Source organism: Sphingomonas sp. Sph1(2015), from assembly GCF_001970915.1.
Lineage (GTDB): Bacteria > Pseudomonadota > Alphaproteobacteria > Sphingomonadales > Sphingomonadaceae > Sphingomonas > Sphingomonas parapaucimobilis.
Map to the genome: position 1 here is coordinate 101,541 of NZ_MQUI01000001.1, position 15,216 is coordinate 116,756.

10 protein-coding genes are annotated in these 15,216 nt (G+C 66.7%); 5 read left to right on the plus strand and 5 right to left on the minus strand.

What is annotated here, in order from left to right:
- Positions 1-23 precede the first annotated feature (23 nt).
- From galA to BSZ14_RS00505, 5 genes are all read right to left on the minus strand, one after another.
- The gene (gene galA / locus BSZ14_RS00485) at positions 24-2,927 is read right to left on the minus strand and encodes a beta-galactosidase GalA (protein ID WP_076709175.1); all 2,904 of its coding nucleotides are present in this window, start codon (positions 2,925-2,927) and stop codon (positions 24-26) included.
- Entirely contained in the window at positions 2,924-4,063 is a 1,140-nt protein-coding gene (nagA, locus tag BSZ14_RS00490; RefSeq protein ID WP_076709178.1) for an N-acetylglucosamine-6-phosphate deacetylase, read from the minus strand. The genes galA and nagA overlap by 4 nt, the downstream gene beginning before the upstream one ends.
- The gene (locus BSZ14_RS00495; RefSeq protein ID WP_076709180.1) at positions 4,060-5,100 is read right to left on the minus strand and encodes an SIS domain-containing protein; all 1,041 of its coding nucleotides are present in this window, start codon (positions 5,098-5,100) and stop codon (positions 4,060-4,062) included. The genes nagA and BSZ14_RS00495 overlap by 4 nt, the downstream gene beginning before the upstream one ends.
- Entirely contained in the window at positions 5,093-5,830 is a 738-nt protein-coding gene (locus BSZ14_RS00500) for a GntR family transcriptional regulator (RefSeq protein ID WP_042483397.1), read from the minus strand. Before BSZ14_RS00500 ends, BSZ14_RS00495 begins: the two co-directional genes overlap by 8 nt.
- A gap of 116 nt (positions 5,831-5,946) precedes the next feature.
- Entirely contained in the window at positions 5,947-6,693 is a 747-nt protein-coding gene (locus BSZ14_RS00505) for a copper homeostasis protein CutC (RefSeq protein WP_083748020.1), read from the minus strand.
- A 286-nt stretch (positions 6,694-6,979) separates the two neighbouring features.
- On the opposite strand from BSZ14_RS00505, the gene BSZ14_RS00510 reads away from it, so the two are divergent.
- The 5 genes from BSZ14_RS00510 to BSZ14_RS00530 all read left to right on the plus strand — a co-directional run bounded on the left by BSZ14_RS00510 (position 6,980) and on the right by BSZ14_RS00530 (position 15,027).
- Positions 6,980-9,763, plus strand: a complete 2,784-nt coding sequence (locus BSZ14_RS00510; protein WP_076709183.1) for a TonB-dependent receptor — start codon at positions 6,980-6,982, stop codon at positions 9,761-9,763.
- Between the two features lie 284 nt (positions 9,764-10,047).
- Positions 10,048-10,935, plus strand: a complete 888-nt coding sequence (locus tag BSZ14_RS00515; protein WP_089413552.1) for a UDP-2,3-diacylglucosamine diphosphatase — start codon at positions 10,048-10,050, stop codon at positions 10,933-10,935.
- Between the two features lie 19 nt (positions 10,936-10,954).
- Entirely contained in the window at positions 10,955-11,983 is a 1,029-nt protein-coding gene (locus BSZ14_RS00520) for a glycosyltransferase family 4 protein (RefSeq protein WP_076709185.1), read from the plus strand.
- 316 nt (positions 11,984-12,299) lie between these two features.
- Positions 12,300-13,931 carry a Na+/H+ antiporter gene (locus BSZ14_RS00525; RefSeq protein ID WP_076709188.1) on the plus strand — a complete coding sequence of 544 codons (1,632 nt, stop codon included), beginning with the start codon at positions 12,300-12,302 and terminating at the stop codon, positions 13,929-13,931.
- 82 nt (positions 13,932-14,013) lie between these two features.
- Positions 14,014-15,027 carry a DUF3667 domain-containing protein gene (locus tag BSZ14_RS00530; protein ID WP_083748013.1) on the plus strand — a complete coding sequence of 338 codons (1,014 nt, stop codon included), beginning with the start codon at positions 14,014-14,016 and terminating at the stop codon, positions 15,025-15,027.
- The last annotated feature ends 189 nt before the right edge of the window (positions 15,028-15,216 follow it).

Genomic DNA, 15,216 nt, shown 5'->3' on the forward strand with positions numbered 1-15,216 from the left:
CCCGTGAGCGATCGCCGACGCATTCAGCGCGGATCGATCGTCACCCGGCCCAGCAGGCCGCTATCGATATTGCCCATCCCCGCGACGATCAGCGCGATGGTCCGCTTGCCCGCGCCCGCCGGAAGCGGCGCGGTCATGGGGCCGGGTTTGGGATCGCGCTTCTCCGCGACCAGCTGGCCATCGACCCACAGGCTCGCCATGCCGCCGACCGAGGCCAGCCGCAGTTCGCCGCCGCGTGCCGCGACCGCCCGCCGGGGTGTCACGACCGCACGATAGACACGCCAGCCAGCCCCTTCCGCCGGGGTCGGCGTGCCCGCCTGGACAAAGGCCCAGCCATTATTATCGCTCGCGGCGGGCGCGAGATCGGGCGCAGGCCTGGTCGCCAGCAGCGGCGAGCGCCGCCATTCGCGCACGTCCATATCGCCGCTCATCACCGCGACCTGCGCACGCGGTTTCACGCCCAGCCGGTCGAGCTTCAGCGTCGCCGGTTTCAGCCCGTCCGCCGTCGCGCGGATGACGATCCGCCCACGCCCGGTATCGGGCCGCACAATCATCTGGGCCAGACCGTTGAACAGCGAACGCTGGTTGCCCTTTTCGGACTCGTGGCTGTTGGGATCGCCATTGCCGACGCCGATAATCGCCCCGCCCTCGATGGTGAAGCGGGTCATCAGATTGGCGGTCGGAACGTGACGCCCCCTGGCGTCGACCGCATCGATCGTGATCGCCTGCGCGTCCTCGGTATCGCCCGCCATCACGGTGCGCGCCGGGGTCAGCCGCAGCGCTATGGCCGCGCCGACCGTCTCATGCGCGGCGCGCGCGACTTCGCGCCCGCCGCGATAGGCGATCGCCTCGATCCGGCCCGGCGCGTAGGGTATGGTCCACTCATTGCCCATAAGCCGGTCGACCGTCGCTTCGCCCACCGTCTTGCCGTTCAGGCGAAGCACGACACGTTCGGCATTGGACAGGACCAGGACCTTGGTCGGCTTGCCCTCGCGACCCGGCCAGTTCCAGTGCGGCGCGATCGCGACCACGGGCTGGTCATCGACCCAGGCGGCGCGGTGTATGTCGAAGGCGGTCTTGGGAAAGCCGCACAGGTCCATGATACCGAAGAAGCTGGCGATGGTCGGCCATTCATAGGGCGTCGGCTCGCCATGATAGTCGAAGCCGGTCCAGACGAAGCCGCCCGCCACAAAGGCGCGCTCGGCGATCTTCTTCCACGCACCGCGATGCGTATCGCCCCAGCTCGCCGCCTCGACGTCGTAGCTCGACGCGATGTGGCGGGCCGGATCGCTCTCAAACGCGCCGCGCGTCATGAAGGCGCTGGTATCCTCCGAGCTGGTCATCGGCTTGGCCGGGTTCAGCTGGTGATAGCGGCCGTAATCGCCCTGATAATAGTTGAACCCGGTCACATCGACGACCTGCGCGACGTTGATCGGATTGAAGAATGCCCCGTTCATCGCCGCCGTCACCGGGCGGCTGTCGTCCAGCGCGCGGACCCAGTGCGCCATGCGCTTGACCATCTCGACGCCCGCAGGCGTGCCCTGCATCGGCTCCTCGTTGAAGACCGACCACAGGATGACGCTGGGGTGGTTGCGGTCGCGCCGGACCAGCCATTCCAGCTGCGCACGATATTCGGGCGCGGGATTGAACTGCCGGTTCTCGTTCATCACCAGCAGGCCGAGCCGGTCGCACCAGTCGAGCAGTTCCGGCGTCGGCGCATTGTGGCTGGACCGGATGGCATTGCAGCCCATCGCCTTCAGCCGCTCCAGCCGCCAGCCGAGCAGCGCATCGGGGATCGCAGTGCCGACGCCCGCATGATCCTGATGCAGGCAGACGCCCTTCAGCTTGACGGGGCGGTCGTTGAGGAAAAAGCCGTTGGCCGCATCGAAGCGGATCGTGCGGAAGCCGATCGGCACCCGCCGCTCGTCCGCCACCTGTCCGTCGCGGACCAGCCGCACGTCGAGCGTGTAGAGGATCGGCCGCTCGACCGACCAGAGCATGGGGTCGGCGACCGGCAGGTCGAGCACCGCCTTGCCTTCGTCCAGCGCGGGCACCGTCGCCTTTGCCTGTCCTTGCGCGACCACCTTGCCCTGCGGGTCGAGCAGCCGCGCCTCGACCGTGACCGGGCTGTCGGTCTCGACGATGCTGGTCAACGTCGCGGTGACGGGAACATGCCAGCCGGACGCGCCTTTGCGCGGATCGCCATGCACGCCGTCGGTCGCGATCGACACCGGCGCATAATCGCCCAGCCAGACATGGCGGTAGAGCCCGGCACCCTCATACCACCAGCCCTCCATCGCGTCCGCATCCACCCGGACCGCGACGACATTGGCTTCATCCCCGAAGCGCGCGAACGGGGTCAGGTCGATGCGGACGGCGTTGTAACCGGAGAAATTGTGCGAAACGACGCTGCCATTGACCCAGATCGTCGCGAAGGTCGCGATGCCACCGAATTCCAGCTCGATCCGGCGACCGCGCTGGGCGGGATCCAGCCGGAAGCTGCGCCGATACCAGCCGATCCCGCGCGGGCGATAGCCTTGCGCGACATTGGCGGTCTTGACGAAGGGCTGGAAGGACGCCCAGTCGTGCGGCAGGTCGACCGCCTGCCAGTCGCTGTCGTCATAATCGACCGCCGCCGCGCCGCGTGCATTCCCGGCCTTGACCGACAGGTAAGTGGCGTTGTGCGTGTCGAGCGGCGCAGGCGCGACATCGCCTTCGTGGAACAGCCAGCCGCGATCCATCAGGACGCGCGCGGCATCCTGCACCGGCAAAGCGGGGGGAAGCTGGTCCACCGGCTCGGGCATGGGCAGCGCGCCCGCGCCGTCCGCCGGGCGGCGGCTGGCGGCGAAGGCCGGGACCGGCGCAATGCCGCCCGCCAGCCCCACCACCGCACTGCCCAGCAGAAGGTCGCGGCGCGCGACCGTCATGCCGCGACCGGCTCCGCCGAGGCAATGCGCGTCTCGACCGGCTTGAGCGCGGCGTCGAGCACCACCCAGTCGGCGCGCAATCCCGTCGCCAGCGCCCCACGCTCATGCGACAGGCCCAGAAACGCCGCCGGGTTGGTGGCGGCCAGCACCGCCGCCTGGTCGACGGTGATGCGCAGCTGCTCGACCGCATTGGCGACCGCCGACCCCATGTCGAGGTCCGAGCCTGCCAGCGTGCCGTCGGCATAGGTACACTTGCCGCCCGACACGTCGATATGACGGCCGTGCAGGACGAAGTCCTTCTCCACCGCGCCGACCGACGACATGGCATCGGTGACGAGCATCAGCTTCTCGAACGGCCGCGCCTTCACCGCCAGCCGCAACATCGGCGCGGAGACGTGGAAGCCGTCGATGATGAGGCCGCTATACGGATGCGGATCGTCCAGCGTCGCGCCCGCCAGACCCGGTACGCGCTGCTGCATGGCGGGCATCGCGTTGTAGAGGTGCGTGACGCCGACGACGCCCGCGCCGAACGCCTCGACCGCCTGTTCGTAGCTGGCTTCGCTATGGCCCGCGCTCACCAGCACGCCCGCCTCCGCCAGACGGCGGATGGTGGCGACCGGCACCCGCTCGGGCGCGATGGTCAGCATGACCTTGCCCTTGCGCGGGCGGGTGAGGACGGCGACCATTTCGTCGTCCAGATCGCGGAACCGCGTCGGATCGTGGATGCCCTTGCGCGCCGGGTTGAGCACCGGCCCCTCGACATGGATGCCGACGATGCCAGGCACCTTCGCCTCGATCGCCTCGTCGATCGCGTCGAGCGCGCGGGCGATCTTGTCCGGCGTCTCGCTGACCAAAGTCGGCAGCATCGCGGTGGTGCCATAGGCGGCATGCGCCGCCGCCATACTCGCGATGCCGTCCACGTCCAGCCGGTCGTTGAACAGCACGCCGCCGCCGCCATTGACCTGCGTGTCGATATAGCCGGGCACGACCCAGCCGCCGTTCAGGTCGATCGTATCGGCCGAACCCTCAACCGCGCCGATCGAGGCGATGCGATCGCCGTCAACGACGATTTCCGCACCGGGCAGGACGCCGCCCGAAGTCGCGACATGGCCGTTGACGAAACGGAAGCGGGTCATAGCGTGCGGGTCACTTTCTGCAGATGCGGCGGCGAGTCGGGGTCCATGCCACGGGCGAGCGCCAGCGCCTCGACCATGCGGTAGAAGCTGGCGAGCATCGCAATCGGCTCCAGCGCGGGATGCCCGGTCACCATGGGCAGCGCACCGCCCTGCCCCGCGACGAACGGCTTGGCACCGCGCACTTCGAACTGGTCGGCGACCGCCTTCACATCCTCACCCGCCACGTCGGAGGTAGCGAAGCCCAGCACCGAATAGCCCGGCTCGACGATGCGCATCGGGCCATGGCGCACTTCGGCGGCACTGAACGGCTCGGCCTGGATCGAGCAGGTTTCCTTGAGCTTGAGCGCGGCTTCCTGCGCCACGCCATAGCCGTAACCGCGACCCAGCACGAACATCTGGCTGACCTCGCGCAGCCCCTCGACCGCCGGGGACCAGTCGAGGCCCAGCGCCTGTTCGACCTGACCCGGCAGATCGTCGAGAGCGGCCTCCAGCGTCTCGTCGCCTGCCCAGGCGGCGGCGAGCTGCGCCAGACCCGCCAGCGCGGTCAGGCAGGATTTGGTGGCGGCGACGGCCTTTTCGGGACCGGCCGACAGCGGCAGGAAGGTGTCCGCGCCGATCGCCAGCGGCGACTCCTCGTCATTGACCAAGGCGACGATATGCGCCCCGCCCGCCCGGTACGCCTCGACCGTCGCCAACAGGTCCGGGCTGCGCCCCGACTGCGAAATGGCGATGACCAGCGCGCCCTGCACCTTCATCGGCGTCTCGAAGATCGACGCGACCGAGGGCGCGGCCGACGACACCGGCACGCCGGTCTTGGTCTCCAGGATATATTTGCCATAGGTCGCGGCATGGTCCGACGACCCACGGGCGATGGTGATGATCACCGGCGGCGGGGCGGCGCGCAGCCGCTCGGCCAGCGCCTTGACGGTCGGCGCATTGCGCGCGAGCAACCGGGCGATCGCTTCCGGCGCCTCCCCCGCTTCCGCTCCCATCAGGGTGCTGGTCCCCGCACTACCGGCGGTCATCACATCAGACATCGGTTAACTCCGCGACGAAATCATAGGCATCGCCGCGATAGAAGGACTGGGTATATTCCACCGCCCGTCCATCGCGTAGAAATCCGCGCCGTTCGATCAACAGGCCCGCATGGCCCGGATCGACATCCAGCATCTTGGCATGATCGGCCCCGAACGGCACCGCGCGCAGCCGCTGGAGCGCGCGCACCGGCCGGTTGCCGGTCCGCTCCAGCGCCGCATAGAGCGACCGGTCGACCGCCTCGATCGACGGCAGCGCAAAGCCCGCGATGGTCGACACCTCGATCGCCATCGGCACCTCGTCGGCGAAGCGCACACGCTGGAAGCGATAGACCGGCGCACCCGGCGACAGGCCCAGCGACAACGCCTCTTCCGGCGTCACGGTGCCCGGCGCACGGCTGACCCACTGGCTGCTCGGCGTGCGACCGCGCGCGATCATGTCCTCCGAGAAGGAGGACAGTTTGGAGAAGCTCTTCTCGACACGACCCGCGACGAAGGTCCCGGCGCCGCGCCTGCGCGTCAGCAGCCCTTCCTCGACCAGCCCGCCGATCGCCTTGCGCACCGTGATCCGCGACACGTCATATTCGATCGCCAGATCGCGCTCGGCGGGGATCGCGTCATCCTCGGCCAGGATATTGCTGGTGATCGCATCACGCAGCAGTTGCTGGAGCTGGAGGTATAACGGCGCGGGGTTCCCCTTTCGGAAGGAGCCGACCTGCGCCGAGAATGTCATGGCCGCGCCATCCCCCTTTGCCCGGGCGTCGCTCATGCCACGCCCCGCTTCATCGACAGGCTTATCGCAGCCGAACCAAGCGAGCAATAGGTATTATATTTGGCATACATTGGCTTTTATCCTTCCCCTATCTTCCGTCGGATTGCCGCGATGCGATCGGCACTCGTCCGACGCCTCGGCCCCATGGCAAAACCCATGTCGAGCACCCGCGAATCCCCCCAATCCTCGCGCATGCTGGCCGAGGCGTGGACCGCATCGACCCCGGTCCGGGCGATCAGCGCCGCAACATTGTCCGCCGAGACGCCGGATCCCGCGATGATGGACAAGCGCCCATCGGCCGCCGCGACCATCTTTGCGATGACCTCCGCGCCCTGCTCGGCCGTCGCCGCACCGCCGGACGTCAGGATATGGTCATAGCCCAGCGCCGCCGCCTGTCCGACCGCCTCGACGGGGTCCGCCACCAGGTCGATCGCCCGGTGCAGCACGATCGCCACTCCGGCCGCTGCCTCCCGCCATCGAGCGAGCACGTCCAGGTCCAGCCGCCGGTCGTCCGCCATCGCCCCGACCACGACCCCCGCCACGCCCATCGCCACCATGTGACGAATTTCTTTGGTGGCCAGTGCCATATCGGCACAGTCATAGCGGAAATCGCCGTCACGGGGCCGCACCATCGCATGCACCGGCACGCCGGACTCCACCGCATGAGCGACCAGCGCCGCCGAGGGCGTCAGCCCGCCCAGGGCCAGCGCGCCGCAAAGCTCGATCCGGTCGGCTCCCGCCGCCACGACCGCCGCCACGCCATCCGCGTCATCGACGCAAATCTCCAGCAGCGGCGCCCCGGCCCGGACTGGTGACATGACCATCTTGAACTTCCCCCGGCCCATTTGCCCCGCCCGCCCGGACCACTGCCGCGCGGATCTTTCACGGATGCGTCATTTAAGCAGCACGCCGGACAATGCGCCAGCCCAATGGTCTCATGACGAGAACGTCACATTTTTTCCGTTTACGGACCAATGTCAGTTTGGTTACAAGTTGGTAGTTCCGGCATATCATATAAAAAGCCGGCCGGGGAGGACGCCACCAGCCATCCCCAGACAACAATAAAAGCGCGCGCGGTGGAGCGGCGAAAGATTTTTGGGGGATTTCACCATGTTGAGCTTCCGCGGCATGATCCTGACGGCGACCGCACTGGCCGGTATCCAGGGCACCGCCTTTGCACAGACCGCGACGCCGTCCGCCGACGCACCGACCCAGACCGCACCGGGCAGCGACCAGGCCGACACGGGTGACGTCGTGGTCACCGGCATCCGGTCCAGCCTGCGCAACGCGATCAACGTCAAGCGCGAGGCCAACGCCGTCGTCGACGTCATCACCGCAGAGGACGTGGGCAAGTTCCCCGACCGCAACGTCGCGGAGTCGCTGTCGCACATTCCGGGCGTCAGCATCGACCGCCGCTTCGGTGAGGGCGAGAAGGTCGCCATCCTCGGCACCGACCCGGCGCTGAACCGCATGCTGCTCGACGGCCATGCGCTGGCCTCGGCCGACTGGGGCGGCAATGACAACGATCCGTCCAGCCGGACCTTCAACTATTCGCTGCTCGCGCCCGAACTGGTCGATCGCCTCGAGGTCTACAAGTCGCCGGAACCGCGTATCGAGGAAGGCAGCCTGGGCGGCACGGTCATCGTGCGCACCCGTCGCCCGCTCGACCTGAAGCCCAATTCGGTCTTCGCCTCGGGCGGTTATTCGTACAACGACCGTTCGGAAAAGGGCAATATCCGCGGATCGGGCCTGTACAGCTGGCACAATGAAGCCGACAATTTCGGTTTCCTGGTCGCCGCGACCTATGACAAGCAGAAGCTGACCCGCGCCGGTGTCGAATTCTTCGGCTATGACAATGCAGCCGCGGCGGCGCCCGGAACCGCCTGTCCGTATAACAGCCCGTTCGTCAACTGCTCCAATGGAGCGCTGAGCCTGAAGAGCCCGAACGCGACGATCACCGGCGGCTCCATCGCCGACCTGTACAAGGCCGCGTCGCCCTTCGGCATCAACTATGCCTATTTCCAGCAGACCCGCGAACGCGCCAGCGTGTCGGGCACGATCCAGTATCGCCCGGCCCCCAACCTGACGCTGACCTTGAACGGGCTGCACATCGACGGCAACTACAACAATTACAGCCAGTCGATGTACACCATTCCCGGTGCGTGGACCGGCAATGTGCTGCAGACCGCCAATATCAGCAACGGCGTGGTCAACTCGGCCAGCTTCGGTGCCGCGACCAACCAGTCGTCGCAGCTCGACACGCTGGTCCGCAAGTCGAAGCTGAAGACCGACAACCTCAACTTCTTCGCCGATTGGGAAGGCGATGACGGCGCGAAGGTCAGCTTCGCGGGCGGTTGGTCGCGTGCGACCGGCGGCCGCAACCCCGAATATCTGTTCAACGTGCAGACCAAGCTGCCGTTCAGCTATGCGTTCGGGCCGAAGTCGGCGACGGTCAACTATGTCGGCGATCCGACCAACCCCGCCAACTACTTCACCAACCCGAACAACAACGACGCCACGATCGAGGGCCGTCCGGTCGTCATCAACGGCCAGAATCTGCGCGCCGCCCAGATCGGCGGCCTGGACTATAGCGTCACCACCGACCGCGATATCTTCGGCGGTTATGACGCGACCATTCCGGTCGAGTTCGGCCCGTTCACCCAGATCCTGCTGGGCAGCCGCGTGACCGATCACGTCAACCGGCTCGATGCGCGTGGCATCAACACCTACATGACCACGTCGATGACCGCCAACCAGTTCGGCGTCACCACGCTCGCCACGCCGGGCGGCGTGTTCGACGGCACCGGCGGTTCGGGCAATGCGACCCAGTATCTGAACCTGCCGGACCAGGCAGTGATCGACATCCTGTCCAAGGCGATCAACAGCCCGCTGGTCAACAAGATCGGCGCCTCCACCCGCGTGCGCGAAACCGTCATGGCCTCGTACGTCCAGGCGAATTTCGACCAGGGCGGCCTGCGCGGCAATATCGGTGGTCGTCTGGTCTACACCCGCGACCAGTCGCAATATGCGGTGACGCAGAGCAACCTGCCCAACCCGGTGCCGGTGCCCACCACCACCACCACGGACTATCTGAAGTTCCTGCCCAGCGTGAACATCGCCTATTCGATCAGCCCGAAGGTGATCGTGCGCGGCGCGGTCGCCCGGGTGATCTCGCGTCCGCGCTACGAGGACCTGGCGGCGTCGCTGTCGCTCAACAACGTCACCCGCGACGGCGGCGGCGGCAATCCGAACCTGAAGCCTTATGAGTCGACCAATTACGAACTGACCGCGGAATGGTATCCGCGTGCCGGCTCGCTGGTCGCGGTCGAGCTGTTCCGTCGCGACATCTCGAACTATATCATCAACACCCGCACCAATGCGGTGTATTTCAATACGCTGGCGGGTGCGCTGACGACGTATAACGTCAACCAGCCGATCAACGGCGGCAAGGCGAAGGTCAATGGCGCGCTGATTTCGGGCCAGACCGAAATCTGGGGCGGCTTCGGCATCCAGGCGAATTATTCGTACCAGGACAGCTCGACATCGTCGGTCGACACGACCGGCGCGGCGCTGAACCTGCCCTATCTGTCGCGCCACACCGTCAACGTGATCCCCTATTTCGAAAGCGGGATCTTCCAGGCGCGTCTGAGCTACAACTACCGCTCCAGCTATTTCCGCACGATCGGCCGTCTCGGCTCGCGCGAAATGGTGGCGCCGTACAGTCAGCTCGACTTCTCGGCGGGTGTGAACCTGACCAAGGAGATCACGCTGTCGGTCAACGCGCAGAACCTGCTGGACGAGACCTATTACCAGTATAATGCGACGCCCGACCGTCCGACCGCCTTCTACAAGAACGGCCGGACCTATGCCGCCTCGGTCGCGGTGCGCTTCTAAGCCATCCTCCCTCCTTCTTAAGCCCCTCCCGCAGGCGGGAGGGGTTTGGGGAGGGGAAGGCCACAAACGCTGGGCTCGGTGAGATTCCTGGCCCTCCCCCATCCCCTCCCGCTTGCGGGAGGGGCGTGCAAGACAACAGCCCGTCGATCTTAGGATCGGCGGGCTTTTCTTTACCGCTGACTTTGACACGTCACGAAACTGCTTTGCCTCTGTCACCGATCTGCGACGCGCACGTCACAGATGACAGGCATGACATACCCAACGCCAAGCGTGGGGTTATGCCGATGCCGATCACCAGCATTCCGATCGATGGTTCGCTGCACGAAAACGCCGCCATCCTCGACTTCATCCCCCGCGCGCCGGTGACGCCCGAGCCCGAGGGCAACGAGCGCCGCCGTTACCGCACCATCTGGATCTCGGACGTCCATCTCGGCACGCGCGGCTGCAATGCCGAAATGCTGATCGACTTTCTGGACCATGTCGACAGCGAGACCATGTATCTGGTCGGCGACATGATCGACGGCTGGCGGCTGAAGAAGAAATTCTACTGGCCCGCCGCGCACAATGACGTGGTCTGGCGCCTGTTGAAGCGCGCCAAGCGCGGCACCCGTGTCATCTATATCCCCGGCAATCACGACGAGATCTTCCGCCAGTTCACCGGCATGGATTTCGGCGGCATCGCCATTTGTCGCAAGGCGATCCACGAGACAGCGGACGGTCGCCGCCTGCTGGTCCTGCACGGCGACGAGTTCGACGCGATCACGCTGGCGCATCGCTGGCTCGCCCATGTCGGCGACTTCGCCTATACCGCGCTGATGGAGGTGAACCGCTGGGTCAATATCGTCCGGCGGTGGATGAAGCGTCCCTATTGGTCGCTGTCCAAGCACGCCAAGGCCAAGGTGAAGAACGCCGTCGCCTTCATCTCGCATTTCGAGGAAGTCGTCGCCCATGCGGCAGGCGCTCGCGGGGTCGACGGGGTGGTATGCGGCCATATCCACACCGCCGAGATCCGCGACATCAACGGCGTCACCTATTATAATGACGGCGACTGGGTGGAGGGCTGCACCGCGCTGGTCGAGCATTTCGACGGCACGATGGAAATCCTGCACTGGGGCGAAGAGATGGAGGCGCGGCGGAGCAAGCCGATCGCCGCCGCCGCCATCGCCGCCTGATCGGAAAGGACAAGGCCGGATGCGGATCGCGATCGTCACCGACGCCTGGAGCCCCCAAGTCAACGGCGTGGTCCGTACGCTGCAATCCGTATCGGCCGAACTGCGCGCGATGGGCCATGAGGTGAGCGTCCTATCGCCCGATCGCTTCGCCTCGGTCCCCTGCCCCACCTATCCGGAAATCCGCCTCGCCCTGCCGGTCCCCGGCGCGGTCGGGCGGACGCTGGGCGGGTTTCAGCCGGACGCCGTGCATATCGCCACCGAAGGGCCGCTGGGCCTGCTCGCGCGGCGCTGGTGCCTGTCGCACGGCCTGCCCTTCACCACCGCCTATCACACGCAATTCCCCGAATATGTCGCGGCACGGGTAAAGGCGGTCAGCCCGGAATTCGTCTGGCGCTATGTCCGCTGGTTCCACGCGCCATCGACCGCGATCCTGGCCTCGACGCCCAGCGTGGCCGCGACATTGGCCGCGCATGGCCTGCCGCAGAACCGGCATTGGGGACGCGGCGTCGATACCGCCCTATTCCGCGCCGAGGGGCGGCGTGACGCGATGGTCATGGAACTGCCCGGCCCGGTGCAGCTTTATGCGGGCCGTGTCGCAGTCGAGAAGAACATCGCGGCATTTCTCGAAACAAAGACCCCCGGCACCAAGGTCGTGGTCGGCGACGGCCCGGCCCGTGCAGGCCTGGCCGCGCAATATCCCGATGTCCGCTTCCTGGGCGCGAAGTTCGGCGAGGACCTGGCTGCCATCTACCGCGCGGCGGACGTCTTCGTCTTCCCCAGCCGCACCGACACGTTCGGGCTGGTGATGATTGAGGCGCTGGCCTGCGGAACGCCCGTCGCCGCCCTGCCGGTCCAGGGGCCGCTCGATGTGCTCACCCCCGGGGTCGGGGTGATGGACGAGGCGCTGGACCGGGCCATCGCCGCGGCGCTGACGCTCGATCGGGGCGCGTGCGCCGCCTATGGTCAGGGCTTCTCGTGGCGGGCCAGCGCGGAGCAGTTCCTTTCCGCCCTCGCCCCGATCGATCGCGAGTTGAAAGCGGCGGCATGAGCTTTTTCCTCCCCTGCAAGGGGAGGTGGCAGGCCGCAGGCCTGACGGAGGGGGGCTTCCGCAGAGGTCACCCCCTGCGGCCATCCCCCCTCCACCACCGCTTCGCGGCGGTCCCCCTCCCCGTGCCGGGGAGGAGCGGGCTACACGCAGATCACCCCATAAAACCCGTTTAACGGGTTGAACGCCCCTTCCCCGACATGTCATGATCGGGCTTCGCGCGATTCGTGTCGGCCTTGCCCCTCGCCTGTCGCTGATATGCCGGTCGTGCCGCTCGTCGCCATGGCCACTCCAACCGCTGCACCCGAAAGGTCCCCGATTGGACATCGTCACGCTCAGCCTGTTCCTGCTCCTCGCCGTGGTGTTCAGCGGGGTCGTATCCCGCCTGCTGCCCTCGGCGCTGCCGCGCCCGCTCGTCCAGATCGCGCTCGGCGCGGTGATCGGCGGGATCGCGCAGATCCGGGTCGAACTCGACCCCGAGATCTTCTTCCTGCTCTTCGTGCCGCCGCTGCTGTTCCTCGACGGCTGGCGCATTCCGAAGGACGAGTTGTTTCGCGACGCGGGGGCGATCCTGGGGCTGGCGCTGGGGCTTGTGTTCCTGACGGTGCTGGGCATGGGGCTGTTCATCCACTGGATGATTCCCGCCATGCCCTATGCGGTCGCCTTCGCGCTGGCCGCCGTGGTGTCGCCGACCGACCCGATCGCGGTGTCCGCCATCGCGCAGAAGGTGCCGATCCCGAAGCGGATGATGCACATCCTGGAGGGGGAGTCGCTACTGAACGACGCCTCGGGTCTGGTCTGCCTGCGCTTCGCCGTCGCCGCCGCGCTGACCGGGGCCTTTTCGCTGACGAATGCCGGGCTGACCTTCGTGTGGATGGCGGTGTCGGGCGTCGGGCTGGGCGTCGCCATCGCCTGGGGCACGATTACCGCCAAGAGCCTGTTCGCGCGGCGGTTCGGCGACGACAGCGGCTCGAACATCCTGGTCAGCCTGCTGATCCCCTTTGCCGCCTATCTGGTCGCCGAACATGTCGAAAGCTCCGGCGTGCTGGCGGCGGCGGCGGCGGGTATCGCCATGTCCTTCACCAATGTCTCGTCGGGGGCGAAGGCCGCTACCCGCATTCGGCGGCAGGCGGTGTGGGACATGCTGCAATTCACGCTGAACGGCATCATCTTCGTGCTGCTGGGCGAGCAGTTGCCGCAGGTGTTCGCGGGTGCGCGCGACACGGTGATGCTGACCGGCCATGACTCCTTATGGTGGCTGGGCCTCTATGTGCTGGCGATCGTCGCCGGGTTGGGGGCGTTGCGCTTCGCCTGGACCTGGGTCGCGCTGCGCCTGACCCTGTTCCGGCAGCGCGGGACGCCGGGCCGGACCAGCCCGCCGCGCCGGGTCATCACCGCCATGTCGGTGGCGGGCGCGCGCGGCGCGATCACGCTGGCGGGCGCACTGACCCTGCCGCTGACGCTGGGCGACGGCACGCCCTTTCCGGCGCGCGACCTGGTGATCTTCCTGGCGTGCGGCGTCATCCTGTCCTCGCTGGTCATCGCCAGCCTGACCCTGCCGCTGCTGCTGCGCGGCCTCGCCCTGCCCGTGCAGGACGGCATGAGCGAACTGGACCATACCCGCGTCGCCGCCGCCAAGGCCGCCATCGCCGAACTGGAGCGGCTCCAGCACGAAATGGCCGAGGGCCGCGACGATGCCGACCAATATGTCGAGATCGCCTCGCGCCTGATGGACGGCTATCGCAGCCGGATCGACACGCTGGAGGGTGATGTCGATCCCGATGCCAAGCGACTGGAGGATGTCGAAAGGCGGATGCGGCTGGCCGCGATCCGGGCCGAGCGGCGGGTCGTGTTCGAACTGCTCAACACGCGGGCGATCGGGTCCGAGACGGCGCAGCGGCTGGGGCGCGAACTCGATCTGGTCGACACCCGCCTGTCGGCGCAAGCCTGACCGCCGCCGCGATCTTTCGCCTTGCGTCGGGCCGCGAATTATCGTGTCACGGCAACGGGGTTTGCATCGACAAGGGGGTAAGATGCGGGAGGAAGAAATGCGGGGGGAAGAGGCAAGGGCCTGTCTGAATTGCGGCACGGCGCTGGTCGGCCATTATTGCCACGCCTGCGGCCAGTCGTCGCACATCCACCGCACGCTGGGCGCATGGTGGCATGATTTCAGCCATGGTGTCCTGCATATCGAGGGACAGGTGTGGCGGACGATGGCGATGCTGGTCACCAGGCCGGGGGAACTGACCCGTCGCTATATCGCGGGAGAGCGACGGCGTTTCCTGTCCCCGCTGGCGCTCTATCTGTTCAGTGTCTTCCTGCTGTACATCGCCTATTCGGCCCTCGGGGGCTTCGCGACCTTCCATGCGCCCGGCACGCAGGAGGCCGCAACCGAGCTGCGCGCCGAGGTCGCCAAGGTCGACCGGCGTATCGCGGCGATCGACCGCGATCGCGCCGCGGCCGTCGCCGCCAAACGCGACACCGCCCTGCTCGACAAGGAACGGGCGGAGCTGGTCGACCAGAAACAAGGCATGGACTTCACCGCCAGCGCCATGACGCTGGGCGCCGGAAACGAAACCCATTCCGGTCCGGGTGAACATCAGGAGCAGGTCATCACCGGCTGGAAATCGCTGGATGCCAAGATCGTCCATGCCGTTCGCGATCCCGAATTCCTCCTCTTCAAGATGGAGGCGAACGGTTACAAATTTTCCTGGGCGCTGATCCTGTTGTCGATGCCGTTCATGCGCCTGTTCTTTCTGTGGAAGCGCGGGCTGGCGATGTTCGACCATGCGGTGTTCGTCACCTATTCGCTCAGCTTCGTCAGCCTGCTGATGGTCGTGATGATCCTGTGGACGAAGCTGGCGCATCTGCCGGGCGTGGCGCTGCTGATGCTCGCCTTTCCCGTCCATCTCTTTCTCCAGATTCGCGGCGCCTATCGCCTGGGTCCGGTGTCGGGCCTGCTGATGACGCTGGTCGTCTCAATTATGGCGGCGGCCGTCTTGCTGCTCTGGATCATCGGCTTGCTGGCGCTGGGCATGGCGCACTGACCTGCCAATCCATTGCAGGCACAACGGGATAGACGATCATACCAGAAAATGGGTGGACGCCCCCCGTTCACCTCGCCATGATACCAAAACATACCATGAGAATACCGGCGCACGACAAGCCGGTGATGACGGGGGTGACGGATGGCGAGAAAGAGCCTGGCGCGATCGGGGACCTGCCCCGCCGTCGTC